The organism is Alishewanella sp. HH-ZS (assembly GCF_001704375.1).
GTDB classification, from domain to species: Bacteria; Pseudomonadota; Gammaproteobacteria; order Enterobacterales; family Alteromonadaceae; genus Alishewanella; species Alishewanella aestuarii.
Window position 1 is genome coordinate 21,525 of the sequence record NZ_LZEJ01000008.1, and the last position, 20,439, is coordinate 41,963.

General features: G+C 53.8%; 13 protein-coding genes. 12 read left to right on the forward strand and 1 reads right to left on the reverse strand.

What is annotated here, in order from left to right; all coding sequences use genetic code 11:
* Positions 1–108 precede the first annotated feature (108 nt).
* Positions 109–396 carry a hypothetical protein gene (locus A9165_RS04565; RefSeq protein ID WP_065955068.1) on the reverse strand — a complete coding sequence of 96 codons (288 nt, stop codon included), beginning with the start codon at positions 394–396 and terminating at the stop codon, positions 109–111.
* Between the two features lie 171 nt (positions 397–567).
* Between A9165_RS04565 and A9165_RS04570 the strand changes: the two genes are divergently transcribed.
* From A9165_RS04570 to A9165_RS04625, 12 genes are all read left to right on the forward strand, one after another.
* On the forward strand, positions 568–2,325 hold the full coding sequence (locus tag A9165_RS04570; protein ID WP_083216222.1) for an ABC transporter transmembrane domain-containing protein: 1,758 nt from the start codon (positions 568–570) through the stop codon (positions 2,323–2,325).
* Between the two features lie 54 nt (positions 2,326–2,379).
* Complete coding sequence (locus A9165_RS04575) at positions 2,380–2,919, forward strand: hypothetical protein (RefSeq protein ID WP_065955070.1); 540 nt, start codon at positions 2,380–2,382, stop codon at positions 2,917–2,919.
* Positions 2,920–3,067: 148 nt separating this feature from the next.
* Positions 3,068–6,685, forward strand: a complete 3,618-nt coding sequence (recC, locus tag A9165_RS04580) for an exodeoxyribonuclease V subunit gamma (protein ID WP_065955071.1) — start codon at positions 3,068–3,070, stop codon at positions 6,683–6,685.
* Positions 6,686–6,731: 46 nt separating this feature from the next.
* Positions 6,732–10,535 (forward strand): exodeoxyribonuclease V subunit beta, encoded by a 3,804-nt coding sequence (recB, locus tag A9165_RS04585; RefSeq protein ID WP_065955072.1) that lies wholly within the window; start codon positions 6,732–6,734, stop codon positions 10,533–10,535.
* A complete protein-coding gene (gene recD / locus A9165_RS04590; protein ID WP_065955073.1) occupies positions 10,525–12,594 on the forward strand; it encodes an exodeoxyribonuclease V subunit alpha in 2,070 nt (689 codons plus the stop codon). The genes recB and recD overlap by 11 nt, the downstream gene beginning before the upstream one ends.
* A gap of 23 nt (positions 12,595–12,617) precedes the next feature.
* Complete coding sequence (locus tag A9165_RS04595) at positions 12,618–13,313, forward strand: DUF4919 domain-containing protein (protein ID WP_065955074.1); 696 nt, start codon at positions 12,618–12,620, stop codon at positions 13,311–13,313.
* A gap of 34 nt (positions 13,314–13,347) precedes the next feature.
* The gene (locus tag A9165_RS04600; RefSeq protein WP_008949314.1) at positions 13,348–15,189 is read left to right on the forward strand and encodes a protein kinase; all 1,842 of its coding nucleotides are present in this window, start codon (positions 13,348–13,350) and stop codon (positions 15,187–15,189) included.
* A 134-nt stretch (positions 15,190–15,323) separates the two neighbouring features.
* On the forward strand, positions 15,324–15,794 hold the full coding sequence (locus A9165_RS04605; protein WP_008949313.1) for a GAF domain-containing protein: 471 nt from the start codon (positions 15,324–15,326) through the stop codon (positions 15,792–15,794).
* Positions 15,794–16,105, forward strand: coding sequence for a hypothetical protein (locus A9165_RS04610; RefSeq protein ID WP_008608374.1), 312 nt, complete (start codon positions 15,794–15,796; stop codon positions 16,103–16,105). The genes A9165_RS04605 and A9165_RS04610 overlap by 1 nt, the downstream gene beginning before the upstream one ends.
* Positions 16,074–16,904 (forward strand): RNA chaperone ProQ, encoded by an 831-nt coding sequence (proQ, locus tag A9165_RS04615; RefSeq protein WP_237709275.1) that lies wholly within the window; start codon positions 16,074–16,076, stop codon positions 16,902–16,904. The genes A9165_RS04610 and proQ overlap by 32 nt, the downstream gene beginning before the upstream one ends.
* Positions 16,905–16,921: 17 nt before the next feature.
* Positions 16,922–18,943, forward strand: coding sequence for a carboxy terminal-processing peptidase (prc, locus tag A9165_RS04620; protein WP_008949311.1), 2,022 nt, complete (start codon positions 16,922–16,924; stop codon positions 18,941–18,943).
* A gap of 83 nt (positions 18,944–19,026) precedes the next feature.
* Positions 19,027–20,433 carry a sodium-dependent transporter gene (locus A9165_RS04625; RefSeq protein ID WP_039925303.1) on the forward strand — a complete coding sequence of 469 codons (1,407 nt, stop codon included), beginning with the start codon at positions 19,027–19,029 and terminating at the stop codon, positions 20,431–20,433.
* Positions 20,434–20,439 lie beyond the last annotated feature (6 nt).

Here is a 20,439-nt window from a genome sequence, read left to right on the forward strand (position 1 = left end):
CAATAAGTTGCAATAACTATAGCCCCCAATATGGAAAAGGAAAAATAACTTAAAGCGAATAGCCTAATAGCTTTTAGCAATTAAAAAGAAAGATTTTAACTGTTTATTTCAACCTTGCTGACCATTAAACCACTGGATGCCATAGTGTGAGAAGATTTCCGCATCGCGGTTATACCAGCGCCGGAACGGTTCAATATTAAAACCATGGAGTTGCGCCAGATAGGCATAGCGCATGGCGGTTTGCAGCATATCAGGATAGCGCCAGATCCGGCCGTAGGCGACTACATACAGCTGTGGGTGCTCTCCCAAGATATCCAGTGCCTGCATTACCTTATGTAAGTAACGCAGTTCCGAGGTTTGCTCCGGGGTAATTGCCTGCGGATCAAATTTGGCCATGCTTAGCTCCGATCAGAACGGGTTTAACGTCAGTATTTTTATATCGGCTGTCGCCGCCCAGATTTGAGCTGCATTTTGAGCGGACGCTGAAATTTCCTGTCGACCTCTTGTTTAATGCTGCTTGCGGCGCCACCTCTGAGCTTTTAGCCGAGCAGAATGGCAGGATAAATGATGAGTGCTTCGCCACAACAACAGCAGCCAGGCGTTTTACGCTGGGTTGCCGGGTTTTTAAATCCTTATCGCGGCCGGGTGTTAGCGGCGCTGCTGTTTTTATTGCTTAGCTCGCTAGCCTGGCTGGCTTTAGGGCAGGGTGTACGTTTACTGGTAGACGAAGGCTTTGTTGCCGGCAATAGCAGCCGGTTAAATGAACTGACGCTACTGGTACTGGCTATCACGCTGGTGGGGGCTGTGGCGGTATTTTTCCGCTTCTACTTTATGAGTTGGCTCGGTGAGCGGGTCAGTGCCGATCTGCGCAACCGGGTGTTTCAACATTTACTTAAGCTGTCACCGGCGTTTTACAGTGAAACCCGTACCGGTGAGGTGATTTCACGTTTTACTGCCGACACTACCTTGATACAAAGCGTGGTCGGCTCCAGCCTGTCGATGGCGCTACGCTCAGCGGTTACCGCTATCGGTGGCCTGACGATGATGGCTTTTACCAGTATTAAGCTGACGGTATTGGTATTTTTGGCGGTGCCCCTGGTATTAGCACCGATTTTTATCCTCGGCAAAAAGGTGCGTAAGCTGGCGAGGCAAAGTCAGGATCGGTTGGCTGATATTGGCGCTCATGTTGATGAAAGCCTGCATGAAATTCATACCGTGCAATCCTATGGCCATGAACAGCGCGATGAACAGCATTTTGCGCAAAAAATCGATGCCGTACTGGCAGCGGCACGGGGCCGGATCTTTTATCGTGCCTTACTTATTGCCTCGGTGATGCTACTTAGCATCGGCGCTGTGACTGTGGTTGGCTATATTGGTGCGCAGAATGTGTTAAGCGGCAGTATCAGCGCCGGCCAACTGACCGCGTTTTTGTTCTATGCGGTGATGGTCGCCGGCGGCATGGCTACCATTAGCGAAGTGATAGGAGAAGTACAGCGGGCCGCGGGTGCAGCAGAGCGGCTGCAGGAACTGGCCAGTGAACCGGTACAAATCGCTGCGCCTGCGCAGCCGATTGCACTGCCAGCAAAGCTGAATGGCGATTTACGTTTTGACGCCGTCAGCTTTGCCTATCCGCTGTCGCCGGCACAGCCGGTGCTGCACCAGCTTAGCTTTGAGGTGAAGGCGGGTGAGCGGGTGGCGTTGGTTGGCCCCAGTGGCGCCGGTAAAAGTACCCTCTTTCAGTTGTTGCAGCGTTTTTATGATGTTAGCGCCGGTGCGATTTATCTGGACCAACTGCCGATCACAGCGCTCGAGCCGGCACAATTGCGCCGTCAATTTGCGCTGGTGCCACAGGAGGCAGTGATCTTTGCCAACTCGGTGCTGGAAAACGTGCGTTATGGCCGGCCCGAGGCCAGCCTGGAGCAGGTGATTGCCGCCTGTGTTGCGGCGCGGGCTGATCAGTTTATCCGCGACTTGCCAGAAGGGTATCAGACTCAACTGGGCGAGCGGGGCGTACGCCTGTCTGGCGGTCAGAAGCAGCGTATTGCGATAGCGCGTGCCATTTTGGCGGATCGCCCAATTTTATTACTGGACGAAGCTACCAGTGCGCTGGACGCGGCCAGTGAACATGCGGTCAAACTGGCGTTGCAGGAGTTGATGCAGCAAAAAACCACACTGATTATCGCCCATCGGCTTAGCACGGTATTAAATGCTGACCGGATCCTGGTGCTGGAGCAGGGGCGGCTGCTGGCCAGTGGCAGCCATAGCGAACTGGTGGCGACCTGTCCGCTTTATCGCGAGCTGGCCGAGTTGCAGTTATTGGCCTGATCGGTTTTACTTAGGATCCGATCCTCAATAATGATAACGATAACGGAGTACCCCATGCTGCGAGTAAGCCAAGTCCTGCTGATCCTGCTATTGAGCCTGTTTAGCTTCTCACTACAGGCTGAGCAACCTACATTACATCCAAAACTTGAACCCTTCAGACCCTATCTGGATACCTACTGGCAGGGCGATCTGACCCAAAGCGGCGCTGCCGAAAAAATGATTGATCGCTCACACTGGCAACGGGCTTTAAACGGCAATGCGATAAAAACGGTGCATTCGATTAATGATGGTGTTTATGGCGGCGAGTCGATTATTTATTGGGATGAAGCCAAACAAAGTATTAATTACTATTATTTTACGACGGCCGGCTTTTATACCCACGGCAGTATGACGTTTGAAGATAATAATCAGCGGATCATCGCCCGCGAGGCGGTCGAAAATAATGCCAACGGCATTACGATGGTGGAATCGGTCAGTACCCTGAGCGCTGATACTTTAATCGTTAGTTCGCGTTATCTGCAAAACGGCGAATGGGTGCCGGGGCACAGTGCCACTTATCAGCGAGTGGCGCCTCATCAAGTCAAGTTCAAATAATTTGTTTAAAGTTCGGGCAGTTAGCAGTGTCTGGCTTGCACTGCTGCTGGTTTAGGGTACAGTGGATATATTTACAGTCTGACAGCTGAAGCCGGATCTTCTATGCTGTCGGCCTGCTGTTCACTGTCACCCGTGAAAAGGAATCTTGATGCTGACGCCCGGTTTTATTGTTGCGCATAGCCACCGCCTCGAAGATCTGACCGCCCTAACTGTCGAATTGCTGGATCGCTATCCACTGCCGCCGCTGGAGCAGGAAGTGCTGTTGGTGCAATCCAATGGCATAGCGCAGTGGTTAAAGCAGGCGCTGGCACGGCAGACCGGTATCGCGACTATGCTGGAAGTCAGTTTGCCGGCGCGTCTGGTATGGCGGCTTTATCGCAGTGTGCTGGGCCCGGATATTCCGAAACACTCCCCCTTTGATAAGCAGCGGCTGCGCTGGCGTATTCTGCGGTTATTGCCGGCACTGGTCGCTGCGGATCCAGACTTTAAGGCGCTGGCGCATTATATCGCGCCGGCAGATAAGGCCGCTGCTCACCAGCTGCAGTCTGCCACCGACGCGCAGCAAAGCAGTCAGGTCGTGCCTGATCAGCGCAAATTATTTCAATTAAGCGACAAGCTGGCCGATCTGTTTGACCAGTATCAGGTGTATCGCGCGGACTGGCTGGATAGTTGGGGCCGTGGTGAGCTGGTGCTGGCCCACTCGGGGCAGAATATCCCCTTGCCCGACGAGCAGCGCTGGCAGGCAAAACTGTGGCAGGCTCTGGTGCAGGATATTGGTGCCGAGCAAATTTGTAGCAACAGGGCGGCACTGCATCAGCGCTTTTTAAGTGCTGCGGCCAGCCTGACGGCGCAGCAGCGCCCCGACGGCGTGCCACCGCGAATTGTAGTGTTCGGTATTTCCTCATTACCCCGGCAAACGCTGGAAGTGCTGCACGCCCTGAAAGGACTATGTCAGATCGTGCTCTGCGTCCATAACCCCTGTCAGTATCATTGGGCCGATATTATCGCCGGCCGCGATCTGCTGCGTCAGTATGCTAAGCCCAGATTTCGCAGCAAAAAACAGACCTCCGGCTCGCTGCTGCTGTCAGAGCTGCATCAGTATGCGCCGCCGTTACTGGCGTCCTGGGGCAAACAGGGGCGGGATTATATCCGGCTGCTGGATGAATTTGACGAAACCGCAGCCAAAGCGGCGGCCTTTACCAATTTACGGTTTGATCTCTTTGATGAAGCTGAGCCAACGCATTTATTAGGCCGCCTGCAACACGATATTCTGCACCTCAGGCCCAATCAGGAAAGTCAGCAATATTGGCCAGCGCCGGACCCGCGAACGGATAAATCGATAGTATTTCAGCGATGTCACAGTGCTTTGCGGGAAGTGGAAGTGTTACATGACCATTTGCTGGCGGCCTTTGATGCCGATCCCAGCTTACAACCGCGCGATATTATGGTGATGGTGCCTGACATCAACAGCTATGCGCCCTATATTGCTGCCGTGTTTGGCCGGCTGGCGGCGGATGATCCGCGTTATATCCCCTATACGCTGGCCGATCAGGGCCAGCGTCAGCGCAACCCGCTATTGCAGGCGCTGGAGCTGATATTACAGGCGCCAACGCAGCGCTTTAGTCACAGTGAACTGTTTGACTTACTGCAGGTCCCGGCACTGCGGCGTCGTTTCGCTCTGAGCGAGCAGCAGGTCAGTCAACTACAACAGTGGGCAGCTGCCGCAGGGGCACGCTGGGGTCTGGATGCTACTCAGCGTCAGGGGCTGGGGTTAAGTTATAGCTGGCAGCAAAACAGCTGGCAGTTTGCGCTGAACCGCTTGCTTTATGGGTATGCTGCCGGCTCAACGGCCGCATCCTGGCAAGATATCGCCGCTTATGCTGAGGTGTCAGCACTGGAAGCGCAAGCGATAGGGGCGCTGGCAGCTCTGGTGGAAACCTTACAGCACTGCTGGCAGCAGCTGCAGGTTGAGCGCAGCCCGGCCAATTGGCATCAACTGCTGAGTAACCTGTTAGATCAACTGTTTACGGCTGACAACGAGCAGGAAATGTTGCTGCTGGTTAGGTTACGCGATACGCTGGATGATTGGTTGCAAAGCACCCAGGAGGCGCAGTTCGACGCGGTTTTACCTATTGGTATCGTCGCAGAGCTGTGGCTTGCCAGTGTCGACGAGCCAAATCTGCAGCAGCGGTTTATGGCCGGTAGTGTGAACTTCGCCACGCTGATGCCAATGCGGGCCATTCCGTTTCAGCGCATTTGTTTGCTGGGGATGAATGAGGGCGATTACCCGCGGCAAAGCCCGAAAACCGATTTTGATCTTATGCGCCTGCATTACCGGCCCGGCGATCGCTCGCGTCGTGAAGATGACCGCTATCTGTTTTTAGAAGCCTTGTTATCGGCCAGACAACAATTCTATATCAGCTGGGTTGGCGCCAGTGCCCAGGATAACAGTGAACTGCCGCCTTCGGTGCTGGTCGGCCAACTACAGGATCAACTGAATGCACTTTGGCCAGCGCCAGCCGGCTCCCCGACACTGGCCGAACGCCTGACAACCGCCCATAAGTTGCAACCTTTTGCGCCGGCATACTTTACTGCCCAGCCAGACTCACCTTACTTTAGCTATGCCAAAGAATGGCTTAGTATTCATCAGGATAGTGAAAAATCCTCAGGTGAACGCGTAACTGAGTTATTGGATGATGCGGTACGCGTTACCGGCGGCAAGGCTGAGCCTTTGGCGCCATTTCAGGCCGAAGCGCCCTTTAGCTTATTGGATTTACAGTTGCTGTTAAAAGAGCCGGCGCAGTTATTGGCCCGGCGCCGCTTAGGGGTTTACCTGCAGAGTACGCCAGAGGCCTTGCCGGATGTTGAGCCCTTTGCTTTGAACGGACTGGCGGTGTGGCAGGTGAAACACCAGCTACTGACAGCATTGCTGGCAGAGCAGCCGCAAACTGATGAACAAGCTTTAGCACTGCTGCGGCAGCAGCAACAACGTCTAAAGCAAGCCGGTGACTTACCCTACGGTGCGGCAGCCGGGCCGGATCTGGCCCGCACCGAGCAAACCGTATTGGCGTTATATCAGGCACGCTCAGTGTTGGTGCAGCAAAGTGCGCCGCTGGCGGCCAAGACTTATCAGTTGCAACTGGGTGATGTCTTGCTCGAGGCGGAGCTCAACACACTCTATGCCACGCCAGAGGCGATGCTGCAACTGGAGCTGACCGCCAGTAAGGTGGTCGAAGTCAAACCGCGCAGTGTCAGTTATCAGTGGCGCAGTCTGGTTACAGGGTATCTGAAACATCTGGTCGCCTGCACTGTACTGGCGCAGGCACCCAGCACGGTGATCCTGGGCGCCGATGGTTTTCTGACCCTGGCGCCGCTGAGTGAGTCGCAAGCCAGAGCAGAGCTAGAGCAACTTGCAGCTTGGTTACAACAGGCGCTGTGTCAGCCATTACCGCTGGCATTAGAGCTGGCTGCTGATTGGTATAAAGCCGAGCAGAAGCAGGAAGAGTACAGTCTGTCGAAACTTGCCGGCCGTTATCACGGTAACGCGTATCAGCCAGGGGTGCGGGCCGATACGCCTTATCTGGCGCGCTATTACCCGCAGGCACAGCAACTGTTGGATGCCGGCTTTAGCGATTGGGTGGCGTATTACCGGCCGTTCTTCCAACAGCTGCAGGCAGCAACAGCACAACCGCTTAGTGCCCTGGTGGCATCGTTAGGCGCTTTAGATCAGAATTCCGCGGATATAGCAGCGGAGGCGCAGCCATGATTCAGGCGCAGCATGAGCCATTAGCAATCACGAGTCAGGAGCAGCCATGAGCCAAGAATTAACCAGCCCGCTGCAATTGCCGCTGCACGGCAGTGTATTGATTGAAGCCAGTGCTGGTACCGGTAAAACCTATACCATAGCAGCGCTGTATTTACGTTTTATTCTGGCGCATCTGCCGAGGCTGACAGCGGCAGCTAGTCGCAGCACACCGCTATTGCCGGCGGATATTCTGGTGGTGACCTTTACCAAGGCGGCAACGGCCGAGCTAAAGGATCGGATCCGTCAGCGTTTAGTGGAGGCGGCGGCGGTGTTTCGTGACGCTTCGGCCAGCGCCGATGCGGTGTTGCAGGCACTAAAAGTCGATTTTGCGCCGCAGCATTGGCCGGAATGCGCCTATGCGCTGCAAATGGCCAGCGAAGCCATGGATGAGGCCAGTGTAAAAACTATCCATAGCTGGTGCCAGCAGCTGCTGCGCGAGCATGCGTTTAATAGCGGCAGTTTGTTTCAACAGGAGTTGCTGACCGATCTTAGCGCCCTGCAATTAGAGGCGGTAAGAGACTTTTGGCGCAGCTGCTGCTACCCATTACCAAGCGAACAACTACAACAGATCCAGGCTTTATACCGTGAGCCGGAAGCCTTACTCGATGATCTACGGCCGTTATGGGCCCAGGCCAGTGCCAGTTCTGAGCCGGTACAGTTAGCTGAGCTGCTGTTGGCGGCTGAGCAAGCTTATCAGCAGCGGCTCAGTAGCGCCTTTTACTACTGGCAACAGGCGTTACCGGCCTGGCTGGATTGGATTGCCGCGGCCGAAGCGGCCGGCAGCTTTAGTAAACCCAGAACCTATAATCTGAAAAAAGCCCGTCAGGATTTTGCCCCCTTGCTGGATTGGACGGCCTTAGCTGTTGCTGAGGCCGTAACGCAGTTACCTGAACTAAAAACCTCTTTTGTCGATAATTATGGCAAGCAGTTTTACCAGCATTATCAGGGTGAGCCGCTGGCAGCGGATTGGCCGGCGGCCTTGCTGGATCTGGTTGCGCTACTCTCCGAGGGGCCGGCGCTGCGGCCATTACTGTTACCACAGGCGGTAGCTTGGTGTAAGGCCCGGCTGGAGCAACAACTGCAGCAGCAAGCCAAAATGGGCTTTGATGACATTATCCAGCAATGCCGGCGTGCACTGGAGGGGGATGCCGGGCCAGCACTGGCCGCTATTTTACGCCAGCAGTACCCGGTGGCAATGATTGATGAGTTTCAGGATACCGATCCGGCGCAGTACGCCATTTTCAATGCGGTATACCAGCTGGCCAGCAATGCAGCGGCACAGGCAGTCTATTTGATTGGCGATCCGAAGCAGGCGATTTATGCCTTTCGTGGCGGTGATATTTTCACCTATCTGCAAGCCCGCCGCGATACCCTAGGGCGCCACTATACGCTGACCACCAACTTCCGCTCCAGTAAGCAGATGGTGGCGGCCGTTAATGCCTTGTTCCGACCAGCCGAGCAAAGCGCCGCCAGGCAGGCATTTTTATTCGCGGACAGCAGCGGCAATCCGTTGCCCTTTACTGAAGTTAACGCCAGGGGCGTTAAAGCCGAGCTAGTGATTGACGGTCAACCGGCTGCGGCTGCCTTAACCCTGTGGACTGCCAGTGCCGGTCGTTTCGATGAGGGTGCAGACGATAGCAAAGCACTGAGTAAAACCCTGTACCGGGAGCAGCTGGCGGGCCGGGTTGCTGACTATATTGGTGCTCTGCTGGGTAGTGCGGCAGCCGGGCGCACGGGTTTTATGCTGCGGCAGGAGGCTGCGACTGCGCCGACCTTACAACCGCTGCAAAGTAAAGATATCGCGATTTTGGTCAGTACCCATCAGGAAGGGCATTTGATCCAGCAGCAGCTGCGCGAGCGCGGTATGGCCAGCGTGTATTTATCGGATCGTAATTCCGTGTTCGACAGTGAAGTGGCCGGCGATCTGTATTTACTGTTGCAGGCCTGTGCCGAGCCGGCCAATCAGCAGGCGTTGCTAAACGCGCTCTATACGCCACTGGTAGCCTTGCCGCTGGCGCAGTTGGATGCGCTAAGGCATGACGATAGGCTTTGGCAGCAGTATCAGGAATGGTTTTATCAGTTTAGCCACTGCTGGCAGCAACGCGGCGTATTGGCGCTGATCCGCCAGTTAGTGCAGCAGTTTCAGGTGGCAGAGCGGGTGTTAGCTGACGCCGGTGGCGAGCGCTATCTGACCGATTTACTGCACCTGGCCGAGCTGTTGCAGCAGGCCAGTGTCAAACTGGATGGTGTGCATGCGTTGCTGCGCTATTTCTATCAACATCTGTACCAGCAGGAAGCCATTGCCCAGCCTGCCGATGATCAGATAGTGCGGCTGGAAAGCGATGCTGAGCTGATCCAAATTGTGACCATCCATAAATCGAAAGGGCTGGAGTATCCACTGGTATTCTTGCCCTTTATCAGCTTATGCCGTCCGGTAAGTCATGATGACCGGCTGGTCAGCTTTCATAATGAAGCCGGCGAATTGGTACAAAGCCTGACGCCCGGCAAGCTTGAACTGGCAACCGCCGATCAGGAGCGGCTGGGCGAAGATATCCGCAAGCTCTATGTGGCGGTGACCCGGGCCAAATATGCGACCTGGCTTAGTTTAAGTCCGGTAGGTGACTGGCAGCGCTCAGCGCTGGCCTATCTGCTGGGCTGTGATCAGGCGACAGAGCCGCTGCAGCTGCTACAGCAAGCCGAGGCGCTGTGGCCTGCTAATGCCAATGAAATTCAGGTGGTTGCCTTGCCTGCTTTTAGCACACCGCAGCATTTGCTACCGGCGCTTAGCGGCTCAGCCTTAGAGTTTGCCGCCCGGCAACGCAATACTGCGCAAGCTTTTGAGCCCTGGTGGATCGCCAGTTATTCGGCTTTAACCTATGGTGCTGCCAGTCAGGGCGATACCGCGCTGGAACATAACCTGTTGGAAGAACAGGCCAGTGCGCTGCTTGCAGAAGCCATGTCGGATCCATCCCCGGCAATCTTGGCAGCAGACAGTACAGCGCAGTTTGCCGCTGTAGCGCAGTCCTTGCCAGCAACGCCAGACTTAGTCAGTTTACATGACTTTCCACGCGGCGCCGGGCCAGGGACCTTGCTGCATAACTTGTTGCAGGATGCAGCCGAGCACGGCTTCGCCGCCGTGGCTGCAGATCCTGAGCTGTGTCAAAGCCTGGTTGCCCGGCGCTGCCGCCACGGCAGCTGGGCGCAGCGCGCAGAGTTATTAAGTCGTTGGTTACATGGCTATCTGCAGCTGAGTTTTCCGTTACCGGGGGGGGGGCAGGTAGCACTTAATGCCTTGCGTAGCTATCGGGCTGAGCCTGAGTTCTGGTTCGCCGTGCAGGGGGTCAGTACCCGGCAACTGGATAAGCGGGTTAAGGCAGCTGTGCTGGCCGATGCCGCCAGACCAGAGCTGAGCCGCAACTACTTAAATGGTATGTTAAAAGGTTTTATCGACTTGCTGTTTGAGCATCAGGGTAAGTACTACGTGCTGGATTACAAATCAAACTATCTGGGGCCGGATGATGCGGCTTATCACCCGGCAGCGATGCAACAGAAAATCTTACAAAGCCGCTATGAGCTGCAATATGTGCTCTATAGCCTGGCATTGCATAAGCTTTTAAAAGCCCGCTTAAAAGACGCTTACAGCTATCAGCAGCATGTCGGCGGCGTGGTGTATCTGTTTTTGCGTGGCCAGCAAGCCAGCAGCCGGGGCGCCTTTATCGATCGGGTACCGGAGTCGTTGATCCTAAGTTTAGAGCAATACTTTATGCAACAAGAGCCACAGTCTGCTGTGGAGGTCGCCGATGCTGATTAGTGCAGTGCTACCTGAGGTATTACAACGGCTACAGGATCGTCAGGCGATGCTGGCGCTACTGGCTGCTTATCAGCGGCAGCAGCTGTTAAGTCAGCTTGACCTGGCCTTTGCCCGCTTTCTGGCGCAGAACGCACCCACAGTACAACCCCTGAGTTTATTGCTTGCGGCCTTACTGTCACGCCAGGTTGGCCGCGGCCATGTCTGTTTGCCACTGGCGGATTTACTGGCCGATGCGCCACAGCTGCTCAATTACCAGAGTGCGCAGTTAAGCCCTGAGGCGTTAAGTCAGCAGGATGGCAGTCTGTTACCGGATCCGGCACTGCTGCTGGCGTCATATAGCCAGGAAGAGCTGGAGGCCTGCTTGGCACAGTGTGATACGGTGCTTACCGTAACACCGGCCAACGCTGAGTCGATTGCCAGTGCAGCGCCGGGCCGGCCGTTGGTATTAGATCAACAGGTACTCTATTTCGCCCGCTATTGGTTTGCGGAGCAACAGATCGCCGCCGACTTGCGCGCTTTAATGCAAGCGGTAACCCTGCCGGCAGAGCCGGCGCAGCTAAAACTTTATTTGGATCAGCTGTTTGGAGCTGAGTCGTTAGCAGCCAGCGCTGGCGATGCCTTCGCTCAGATCAATTGGCAAAAGCTGGCCTGTGCCAATAGCTTGCGTAGCCGTTTTAGTGTGATCACCGGCGGGCCGGGCACCGGTAAAACCTATACCCTGGTGCGCTTACTGGCGCTGTTACAGCGTTTGTCGGCCACGCCACTGACCATCAAGCTGGCGGCGCCCACCGGTAAAGCCGCGGCGCGGATGAAAGAGGCGATTACCCAGGCGATGCAAAGCTTACAAGCGCTGGCAGCGGACTGGCAGAGCGCGGTTGCCGCGATCCGCGCCGACAGCTCGACCCTGCATAAACTGTTGGGGGTACAAGCCGGCAGCCGGCAATTTAAGCATCAGCGCAGTAAACCGCTGGCGCTTGATGTGTTGATTGTCGATGAAGCCAGCATGATTGATATTGAGCTGATGCAGGCGCTGCTAGCGGCACTGCCGGCGGATGGCCGCCTGATTTTGTTAGGTGATAAGGATCAGTTGGCCTCAGTGGAAGCCGGCGCTATTTTAGGACAGCTTTGTCAGGATGCCGAGCAGGGTGGCTATAGTGCAGAAACTATGGCTTATCTGCAGCAATTCAGCGCCGCACCTATACCGGCGCAGTTGGCAACCAGCGCGCCGCGGCAGCGGCTACAACAGGTGGTGATGTTGCGGGTTAGCCGGCGTTTTGATCAACACAGTGGTATTGGCGCCCTGGCCCGCGCAGTCAATCAGGGTGAGCAGGCGCAGGTCGATTATTTGTTATCAGGTCAGGCGGGCTATCAGGATCTGCAGTTATTAGCCGGGGAGCCGGAGCAAGATCCGCTGCAACATTTAGCAGCCTTGTGCCGTCGTGGCTTTGCCGCCTACTGGCAGCAGCTAGCGGCCAAACCTGACGCGGGTGCCGATGCGGCTGCTATTGAGCAGTGGGCGCGGGCCGTGCTTAACAGCTATCAGCAATTTCAGTTATTAACGGCCGTACGTGATGGCCCCTTTGGCGTGGCCGGTTTAAATCAGCTGGTACAACAGGCCTTGCCGCAACTGCCGGCCAGTCGCAGTTTGCAGCAGGATAGCTGGTATGAAGGGCGGCCGGTAATGGTTAGCAGTAATGACTATAATCTGAATTTGCGTAATGGTGACATCGGCATTGTCCTGATATCACCGCAGGATCAGCAAAAACGTGTGGTCTTTATTGATGCTGATAACCAGTTAAGGTGGATCTTACCCAGCCGCCTGGGCGCTGTTGAAACCGTCTTTGCGATGACAGTGCATAAGTCGCAGGGCTCAGAGTTCAGTCATACGGTGCTGGTGTTGCCGGAGCGGGATAACCCGGTACTCTGCCGCGAGCTGTTGTATACCGGTATTACCCGGGCGGCAAAGCAACTGACTCTGGTGGTGCCAGACTATCAGGTGCTGAAACAGGCGGTGCAAAGACGCACCGTGCGGGCCGGGCGCTTGCCCTTAGATGAATAAAACCATTAGCAAAGGATACTACTATGGTGTTTCGGATCGGTATTTTAACAGCCTTAATGATATTACTGAGCGGCTGTGCCCAACCGCTTCAATCAAAGCAGGGTGCGGCAGCTGCGATGTCTGCTGCGCCCCCAATGTCTGCTACGCAGCGAGCGCAACAAGACGCGGCGGACCAGCACTATCAGCTGTTGCTCTCAGAGGTGCAGCAAGCACCAGAGCCAAGGCGACTGGCCAGTTTGCGGCAGGCCTATACCAAAACCTCAGCTTACCGGCCATACAGTATGGTGGAGCGGGCACTGTCCAGTCTGATGTTTGAAGCCATCGCCAAAAAAGACTGGCAGCAGTGTTTGAGTCATACTACCAAACTATTAGCGGAGCAGTTTATCAGCTTAAACGGCCATTATGGTGCTATGGTCTGTCAGTTTGAGTCGGGCAATACCGAGCAGGGCGAGTATCATCAGGAAGTGTTAGACGGTCTGATGGCCGCAATCTGGCAAAGTGGTGATGGTAAAACGCCGGAAACCGCATTTTTCTGTACCAGCACCACTGAGCTCTATACCTTTATCAATCTGCATGGTTTTAATGCTAAGGCTCAGGCGCTGGTGTGGCATCAGGAGCAACCCTTTGATTTGATGACTATCGTTAATCCACGCGATGAGCATGAGTTTAACTGGTATTTTAATATCAGTGCCCAGATGGCGCGTGGTATCGTTGAATAAAATCGCTGAGTCAAATTGCTGAGTAATGGCCCTGATGCAAGAACGTAATCTGCGCAATTTCTATATCCCGGAAGAACAGTCGATCTATCTGCTGAACGCCAATGACGCGAAAAAGCTGAAAGATTGGGTGGCGCTCTGTATCAGCAAGTTACAACAACTGGGATACCGGGATATCCATTTGCTCGGTAAAGGTGCTTACGGTTTTGCCTTTGCCGGCTTTGGCATTAACGACGAATGCTATGTGTTTAAGTTCTCGCGGATTAATCTGCCGCAGCATATTCAGGAACGGCTTGCCGATGAAGCCTATATGTTGTCGCAGGTACAACATCCGGCGGTGCCGCGTTATATCACTTATCAGGTAGTGCGCAAGCAGGGCATTCTGATGATGGATCGGGCGCCGGGTATTGATTTAGAGCAATACAGCCTGCAGCATGGCCGCCTGCCGGTGCGTTTGCTGGTGGATTTGGCGGCGCAACTGGCTGAGTTGTTGCAATATTTACGTAGTATCGAAAAAGACGGCGCGCCGGCGCCGATAGTCCATGGCGATATTAAGCCGTCCAATCTGGTGTTTGAGGAGCAAAGCGGCCACCTGAGCCTGATTGACTGGGGCTCCTCGGTGTTTGCTCAGTTGGATCACGAGGGGCATTATCTGTCGAATAATGTGATGCAGCTGATGTCAGCCGATCTGCAACACTCCAATGCCCGGATGGGCGATGTCTACTTTATTGGCCCGGAACAGCGCAGCGGGCAGTTATCCAGCCCACGCTTTGACGAGCAGGGCGTCGCCAGTACCCTCTATGCGCTGGCCTCGGGGCAGGCCTGCCGTTTCGGCCGCAAAGCTATTCCGGCACGTAGTCTGGGTTTGCCGCTGGAGTTTGCCACCATGCTTGATAGTATGCTGGCCGATGATCTGACATTACGCCAGCAGGCCGGTGATTATTTTATTAAGCAGATGCCGCGTCTAAAGCAGTTGGTATTACCGGAACTGCCGCTGTTTGATGACAGCCCCGTATTGCCGGTTTGGGTGAGCCCACAGCGGCGTGAGCTGGATACCGTGGTGTACTCGTCGCGCAAATCCTTTTTACGCGAGCATAACGAAGAGCTGGATATCGCCTACATCGATGATGTGCAGCTGGAACGCTATTACAAAAACTATCTGGAAGGGATGGGCGAAACCGAAAAAGCCTTTATCGCTGCCGTCAGCCGGCTCGGGCGCTATCCGGTTGTGGGCGGTTTAGCCATCCACTGGCAGGCCGGCGGCATCTATATCGACAGCAGTCTGAATTTATATGATCAGAGCCTGAGTCAGGCCTTCGCGCTGGCGGTCAATAACGTGGTGACGCTGGCCCGCGCTATTGGCAAGGTCGGGATCTTTAAAGCCTGTTTATTTAATGCCCGCAATACTATTCATATTAGCCGCGCATCGGAAGCTGAGCCCTTTGTGGCGCCAGCAGAGAGTCGAATTCCGTATCAGCTGGCGCCGGTACTCAGTGCAGAAGAGGCCAGTAAGCAGCACTCTTATTTTGAAGATGGCAAGGATCCGGATGAGCAACTGGTATTACCCGATGCCATTATGGACGATATCGCGCGGCTTAACCTGATCCGGCATACCGGTTGTATTATCTTTGAGGTCACGCCCTTATATATGAAAATCCACAGCTACTACCGCCTGCTGGATCCGGCGGCTGAACCAGAATTTAACCGGCTACTGCAGAGTATTCTCAGTAAGGTCGGTTTAATCAGTGGTGACGGAGTTGGGGGCTTTATGAAGCTGCCATATAAAGACACCCGCAAGTTCAGTCATCAGAGTCAGGCACCACAGCTGTTGTATCCCGCCAATCCATTACAGTTTAACGCCGCGAGCGGCCCTTGCTGAAATAAGCAGCAATTAACGCTGTTTAGTGTACTGACTGCGCCTGGCCGCCAGCGCGACGCGCTAAAAAAGGTTTAAATTAGTGCTTAAAACAAGTAATGTACTGCTTTTGACCCTAACTCACTTTACGAACGAAGATGTCGAGCGAAAAACACGCACTCTATGCTGAATTGCTGCAGCAGGCTAAGGCTTTGCTGCAGGAAGAAACCGATGTGATTGCCAATATGGCCAATTTCAGTGCTTTATTATTTCAAAGCCTGCCTGATTTAAACTGGGCAGGCTTTTACATTATGCGTCAGGGGGAACTGGTACTGGGCCCGTTCCAGGGTAAGGTGGCGTGTGTACGGATCCCGGTGGGCAAGGGCGTCTGTGGTACCTGTGTCGCAACGGGGGAAATCCAACGCGTTGCCGATGTGCATGAATTCCCGGGTCATATCGCCTGTGATGCCGCCAGTAATTCAGAGATTGTGTTACCGGTAAGGCAAGGTGGTGACATTATTGCGGTACTGGATATCGACAGTCCGTCACTTAACCGCTTTGACGACGTCGATCAGCAAGGCCTGGCTGCCTTGGTTGCTGCGTTTGAACAAGCCTTGGTTGCCGCCTGATGAAAGACTTGCTCTCGGTACAGGATTACCTGCTGCAGGTGGAAGAAGTCGGTGACTGGGACGGCGAAGAAGAGCTGGTTGCCGATAAGTTTAATGCCATAGTGCATAGTGTATGGGATGCCTTGCCTGACAGCCTGAGTATTACCCAAATCCAGCAATTGATGCCACAATTGTGGGAACAGCTGCGCGGCGATACGGTATTACTGGACGCTGACGAAGACGAACTGATTGATTGGGCGCTGTCCTATATCCAACAACAAATAGAAGAAGGCATGGCTGATGACGAGCCTGCTGCTGACGAAGAAGAGTGAATGCTGCATGACCATTGCAACCCCCGTAACGGCTGAAACCCCGGAACAAGCAACAACCCTGGAACAAGTAACAACCGAGCAACAAGCTGTTCCGACATCAGAAAAACCTGCTAATGTTAAAGATGTACTGGCATTTCTATGTCAGAGCTTTCCGAAATGCTTTATTAGCAGCGGACCTTTACAGCCATTAAAAGTCGGTATCTTTCAGGACTTGGCCGCCCGCTTAGGTGAGAACGCGACGGTGAGTAAAACCCAGCTGCGCCAGGCGCTGCGCGTTTACACGTCCAGTTGGCGTTACCTGGAGGCGACTAAAGAAGGCGTAAACCGGATTGATTTGGAAGGCCAACCGGCCGAGCTGATTGACGCCCAACAGGCAGAGCATGCGGCAAAATTATTGGCGGAAAGTAAACAAAAAGCCGCTGAGAAACGTAAGGTAAAACAGCAGGAGCAACGGGCACAGCAAACTGCTAAGCCTCAGGCTGACAGAGCAGCTGCGAAAGACAAAGTGGCAAGACCGGTACAAAAAAACGCGAACAAAAATCCAAAAGCAGCCTCTAATGCTGCACAGCGGTCGGCAAAACCAGCCCGTGCAGCAGAAAAGCCTGCAGTGGTACAGCCAGTAGTACAACTAACAGCCTTGGTTGCTGAACAGCTGAAAGTAGGGGCAGCGGTGCTGGTTAAACTTGGTTCAAGCCCAATGCCGGCGACGGTAACCGAAGTCAATTTGCCTGATGTGACAGTGCAGTTGAGTTCAGGCATGGTCATCAAAACCCGTCAGGATAGCCTGTATCAAGCCTGACGTAAAACGAGAGAGTTATGAAGAAATTTTCCCTGATAGCGGTTGGATTATTTTTAGCTTTAGGTGTAGCAGCGGAGTCGGTGAGTCCGCCGGATATCAATGCCTTGCCGGTGATCAATCAGTCACCGCAGCATGCCACGGCAAGTAAGCGTGTCGCAGCCACCTTTACCCGGGCTCACTATATTCCGGTACAGTTAAATGATGAGCTGTCAGGGCGAATTTTCGACCTCTACCTAAAAAACCTCGATTTTTTCCGCAATCATCTGCTGGCCAGTGATGTGGCGCAGTTTGAGCAATATCGTAATCAGTTTGACGATGCGATTAACCGCGGCAATCTGAGTTTCGCTTTTGATATGTTTAATCTGGCGCAGCGTCGCCGTTTTGAACGCTTTGACTTTGCCATTGCCCAGTTGGCGCAGGAGCATGACTTTGAAGCCGATGACTATTATGTCTACGATCGTGAAGATGCGGCCTGGCCGGTCGATAATGCCGAGCTGGATGAGTTATGGCGGCAGAGAGTCAAGTTTGACCTGTTGAATCTGAAGCTGACTGGCAAAAAGCTGGATGAAGCGAAAGAGATCCTGGAAAAGCGTTACCGCAATACCCAAAAACGCTTAATGCAAACCAATAGCGAAGACGTTTTCCAGCTGGTGATGAATTCGTTCGGCCGTGCAGTGGAAGCGCACACCTCTTATCTGTCGCCGCGCAATGCAGAGCGCTTCCAGCAGGATATGAATCTGCAATTGGAAGGTATTGGTGCCGTGCTGCGTGCTGAAGAAGACTATACCGTGATCCAGAGTCTGGTACCCGGTGGTCCGGCAGACTTAACCCAGCGTCTAAAGCCGAAGGATCGGATTATTGGTGTGGCGCAGGATAACAAAGACTTCGTAGACGTGGTGGGCTGGCGCCTGGATGACGTGGTGGATTTAATTAAAGGTCCCAAAGGCAGCCGGGTGCGGTTACAGGTGTTAGGTGGCAGTGATCTGAATAATCAAACACAGATCGTTGAGATTGTGCGCGACAAGATCCGACTGGAAGATCGGGCTGCAAAATTTGAAGTGTTACAGCCGAAGCTGGGCGAGTTACAAAGCAAGGTAGGTGTTATTACCATTCCGGGCTTTTACAATAACCTGTCTGAAGATGTGAAAAAGTTGCTGACCGAAGCCAATGAACAGAAAGTCGAGGCACTGATTGTTGATTTGCGTGGTAACGGTGGCGGCTCACTGCAGGAAGCGACGCTACTGACCGGCCTCTTTATTGAACGCGGTCCGGTGGTACAAATCCGTTACGGTGATGGCAAAATTGACTTAAATGGCGATCGCGATGGCATTTCTTACTATGATGGTCCGCTAACGGTATTGGTTGACCGGTACAGTGCTTCAGCGTCTGAGATCTTTGCCGCAGCGATGCAGGACTATGGTCGGGCCCTGGTGATTGGTGAGCAAACCTTCGGTAAGGGTACAGTGCAGCAGCACCGTGGTATTGGCCGCATCTACGATATGTTTGAGCAGCCATTGGGTAGCGTGCAGTATACGATGGCCAAATTCTACCGCATTAACGGCGGCAGTACTCAGCACAAGGGTGTGATCCCCGATATCAGCTTCCCATCGGCGATTGATCCGGCGGAATGGGGTGAGAGCAAAGAAGATTATGCTTTACCCTGGGATGCCATAGCCCCGGCACAGTATAGTGCGCAGCAGGACATTCAGCAGCTGGTACCGGCCCTGGTGAAGAAACATCAGCAACGCATTGCCAATGAAGTAGAGTTTAGTTATCTGCTGGCGGATATTGCTGAATATCAACAACAGAAAGATGATAAACGCATTTCACTGAACAAAGCGGAGCGGATTGCCAAACGCGAAGCCGACGAAGCGCGAGCACTACAGCGCACTAATGAGCGTCTGAAGCGGTTGGCCCTGCCTACCGTGAAGTCGGTAGATGATGCGCCGGAAGTACTGACCAAGCTGGATCCACTACTGGAAGAGGCCGCTTATATTACGTCTGACTGGTTGCAGTTAAACCGGCTGGCGAAGAAATAGCCAAAGCAAGAAAAGGCGGTTTTTACCGCCTTTTCTCAATAATAATACGTATTACAACAACATAATAATTATAAAGGTTAACTATGTCGGGAACTCGTCAATCCGTGCACGGCCTCTGGTCGAGCCGTCTGGCTTTCATTCTTGCAGCCACCGGAGCTGCAGTCGGTTTAGGTAATATCTGGAAATTCCCCTACATTATGGGACAAAACGGCGGCGGTGCCTTCGTATTGGTCTACCTGTTATGTATTTTTCTAATCGGTATTCCGGTGATGATGTCGGAAGTGCTGATTGGCCGGCGTGGCCGGCAAAGCCCCGGTTTATCGGTGAAAACCCTGGCACTGGAAGCCAATGCTAGTACCCGCTGGCAACTCGCCGGTTGGAGTGGCCTGGCGGCCAGCTACCTGATCCTGTCGTTCTATGCCGTGATCGCCGGTTGGGCGCTGTACTATGTGTACAAAACGGCCGTCGGCACCTTTGTTGATATGCCAGCCGCCGAAGTCGGCGCTGAATTTGGCCAGTTTATCAGTAATCCTTATTTATTAATGGGATTCTCCGCCGTCGTACTGGCACTGACGATCTATGTGGTTGGCCGCGGTGTGCATAAGGGGCTGGAAAAAGCCGTTAATTATCTGATGCCAGCGTTGTTTGTGTTGTTGTTATTGATGGCAATCTACTCTGCTTTAAACGGCGCCTTTGCCGAAGCGCTGGAGTTTATGTTTAAGCCTGACTTCTCCAAGCTGACTATGAATGGGGTACTGCTGGCGCTTGGGCATGCCTTTTTTAGTTTAAGCCTGGCCTCAGGTGCAATGATTATTTATGGTGCTTACCTACCGTCTAATGTGTCTATCGGCAAAACCACGCTATTAATCGCGCTCTGTGATACCGCTGTGGCTTTACTGGCCGGCTTAGCGATTTTTCCGCTGGTATTCGGTTATGGTTTAACCCCGGCCGAGGGCCCGGGCCTGATTTTTGTTACCTTACCGATTGCCTTCGGTGCTATGCCCTTTGGTACCTTATTTGGTACGCTGTTTTTTGTGATGTTAGTCTTTGCGGCCTTCACTTCCGCCATAGCAATGATCGAGTCGACCGTTGCCTGGCTGGTTGAAACGAAAGGCTTAAAGCGTTACCAGGCAACATTAGGTACTGGTATCTCTTTATGGTTGCTCGGGTTGGCAACGGTGTTCTCATTCTCTGGTGCTGCCTGGGCGACGCTGGACTGGACTCTGCTCGGCAAACCTATTGCCAGTTTATTTGAACTGAAAGATTATCTGACTTCGGCAATTATGTTGCCAATTGGTGGGCTCTTTATCGCGATCTTTACCGGTTGGGTGATGTCGGAGCGGGCCAGCCGTGAAGAGTTGGCGACCAGCAAGCTGGCGTATCAGTGCTGGCGCTTTGCTATCCGTTGGATCACGCCGGTTGCGGTGATTATTGTGTTTTTAAATCTGATTGGGGTGCTGGATGTCTTCCGTGCCTTTAGCGGCAACTAACGGAGA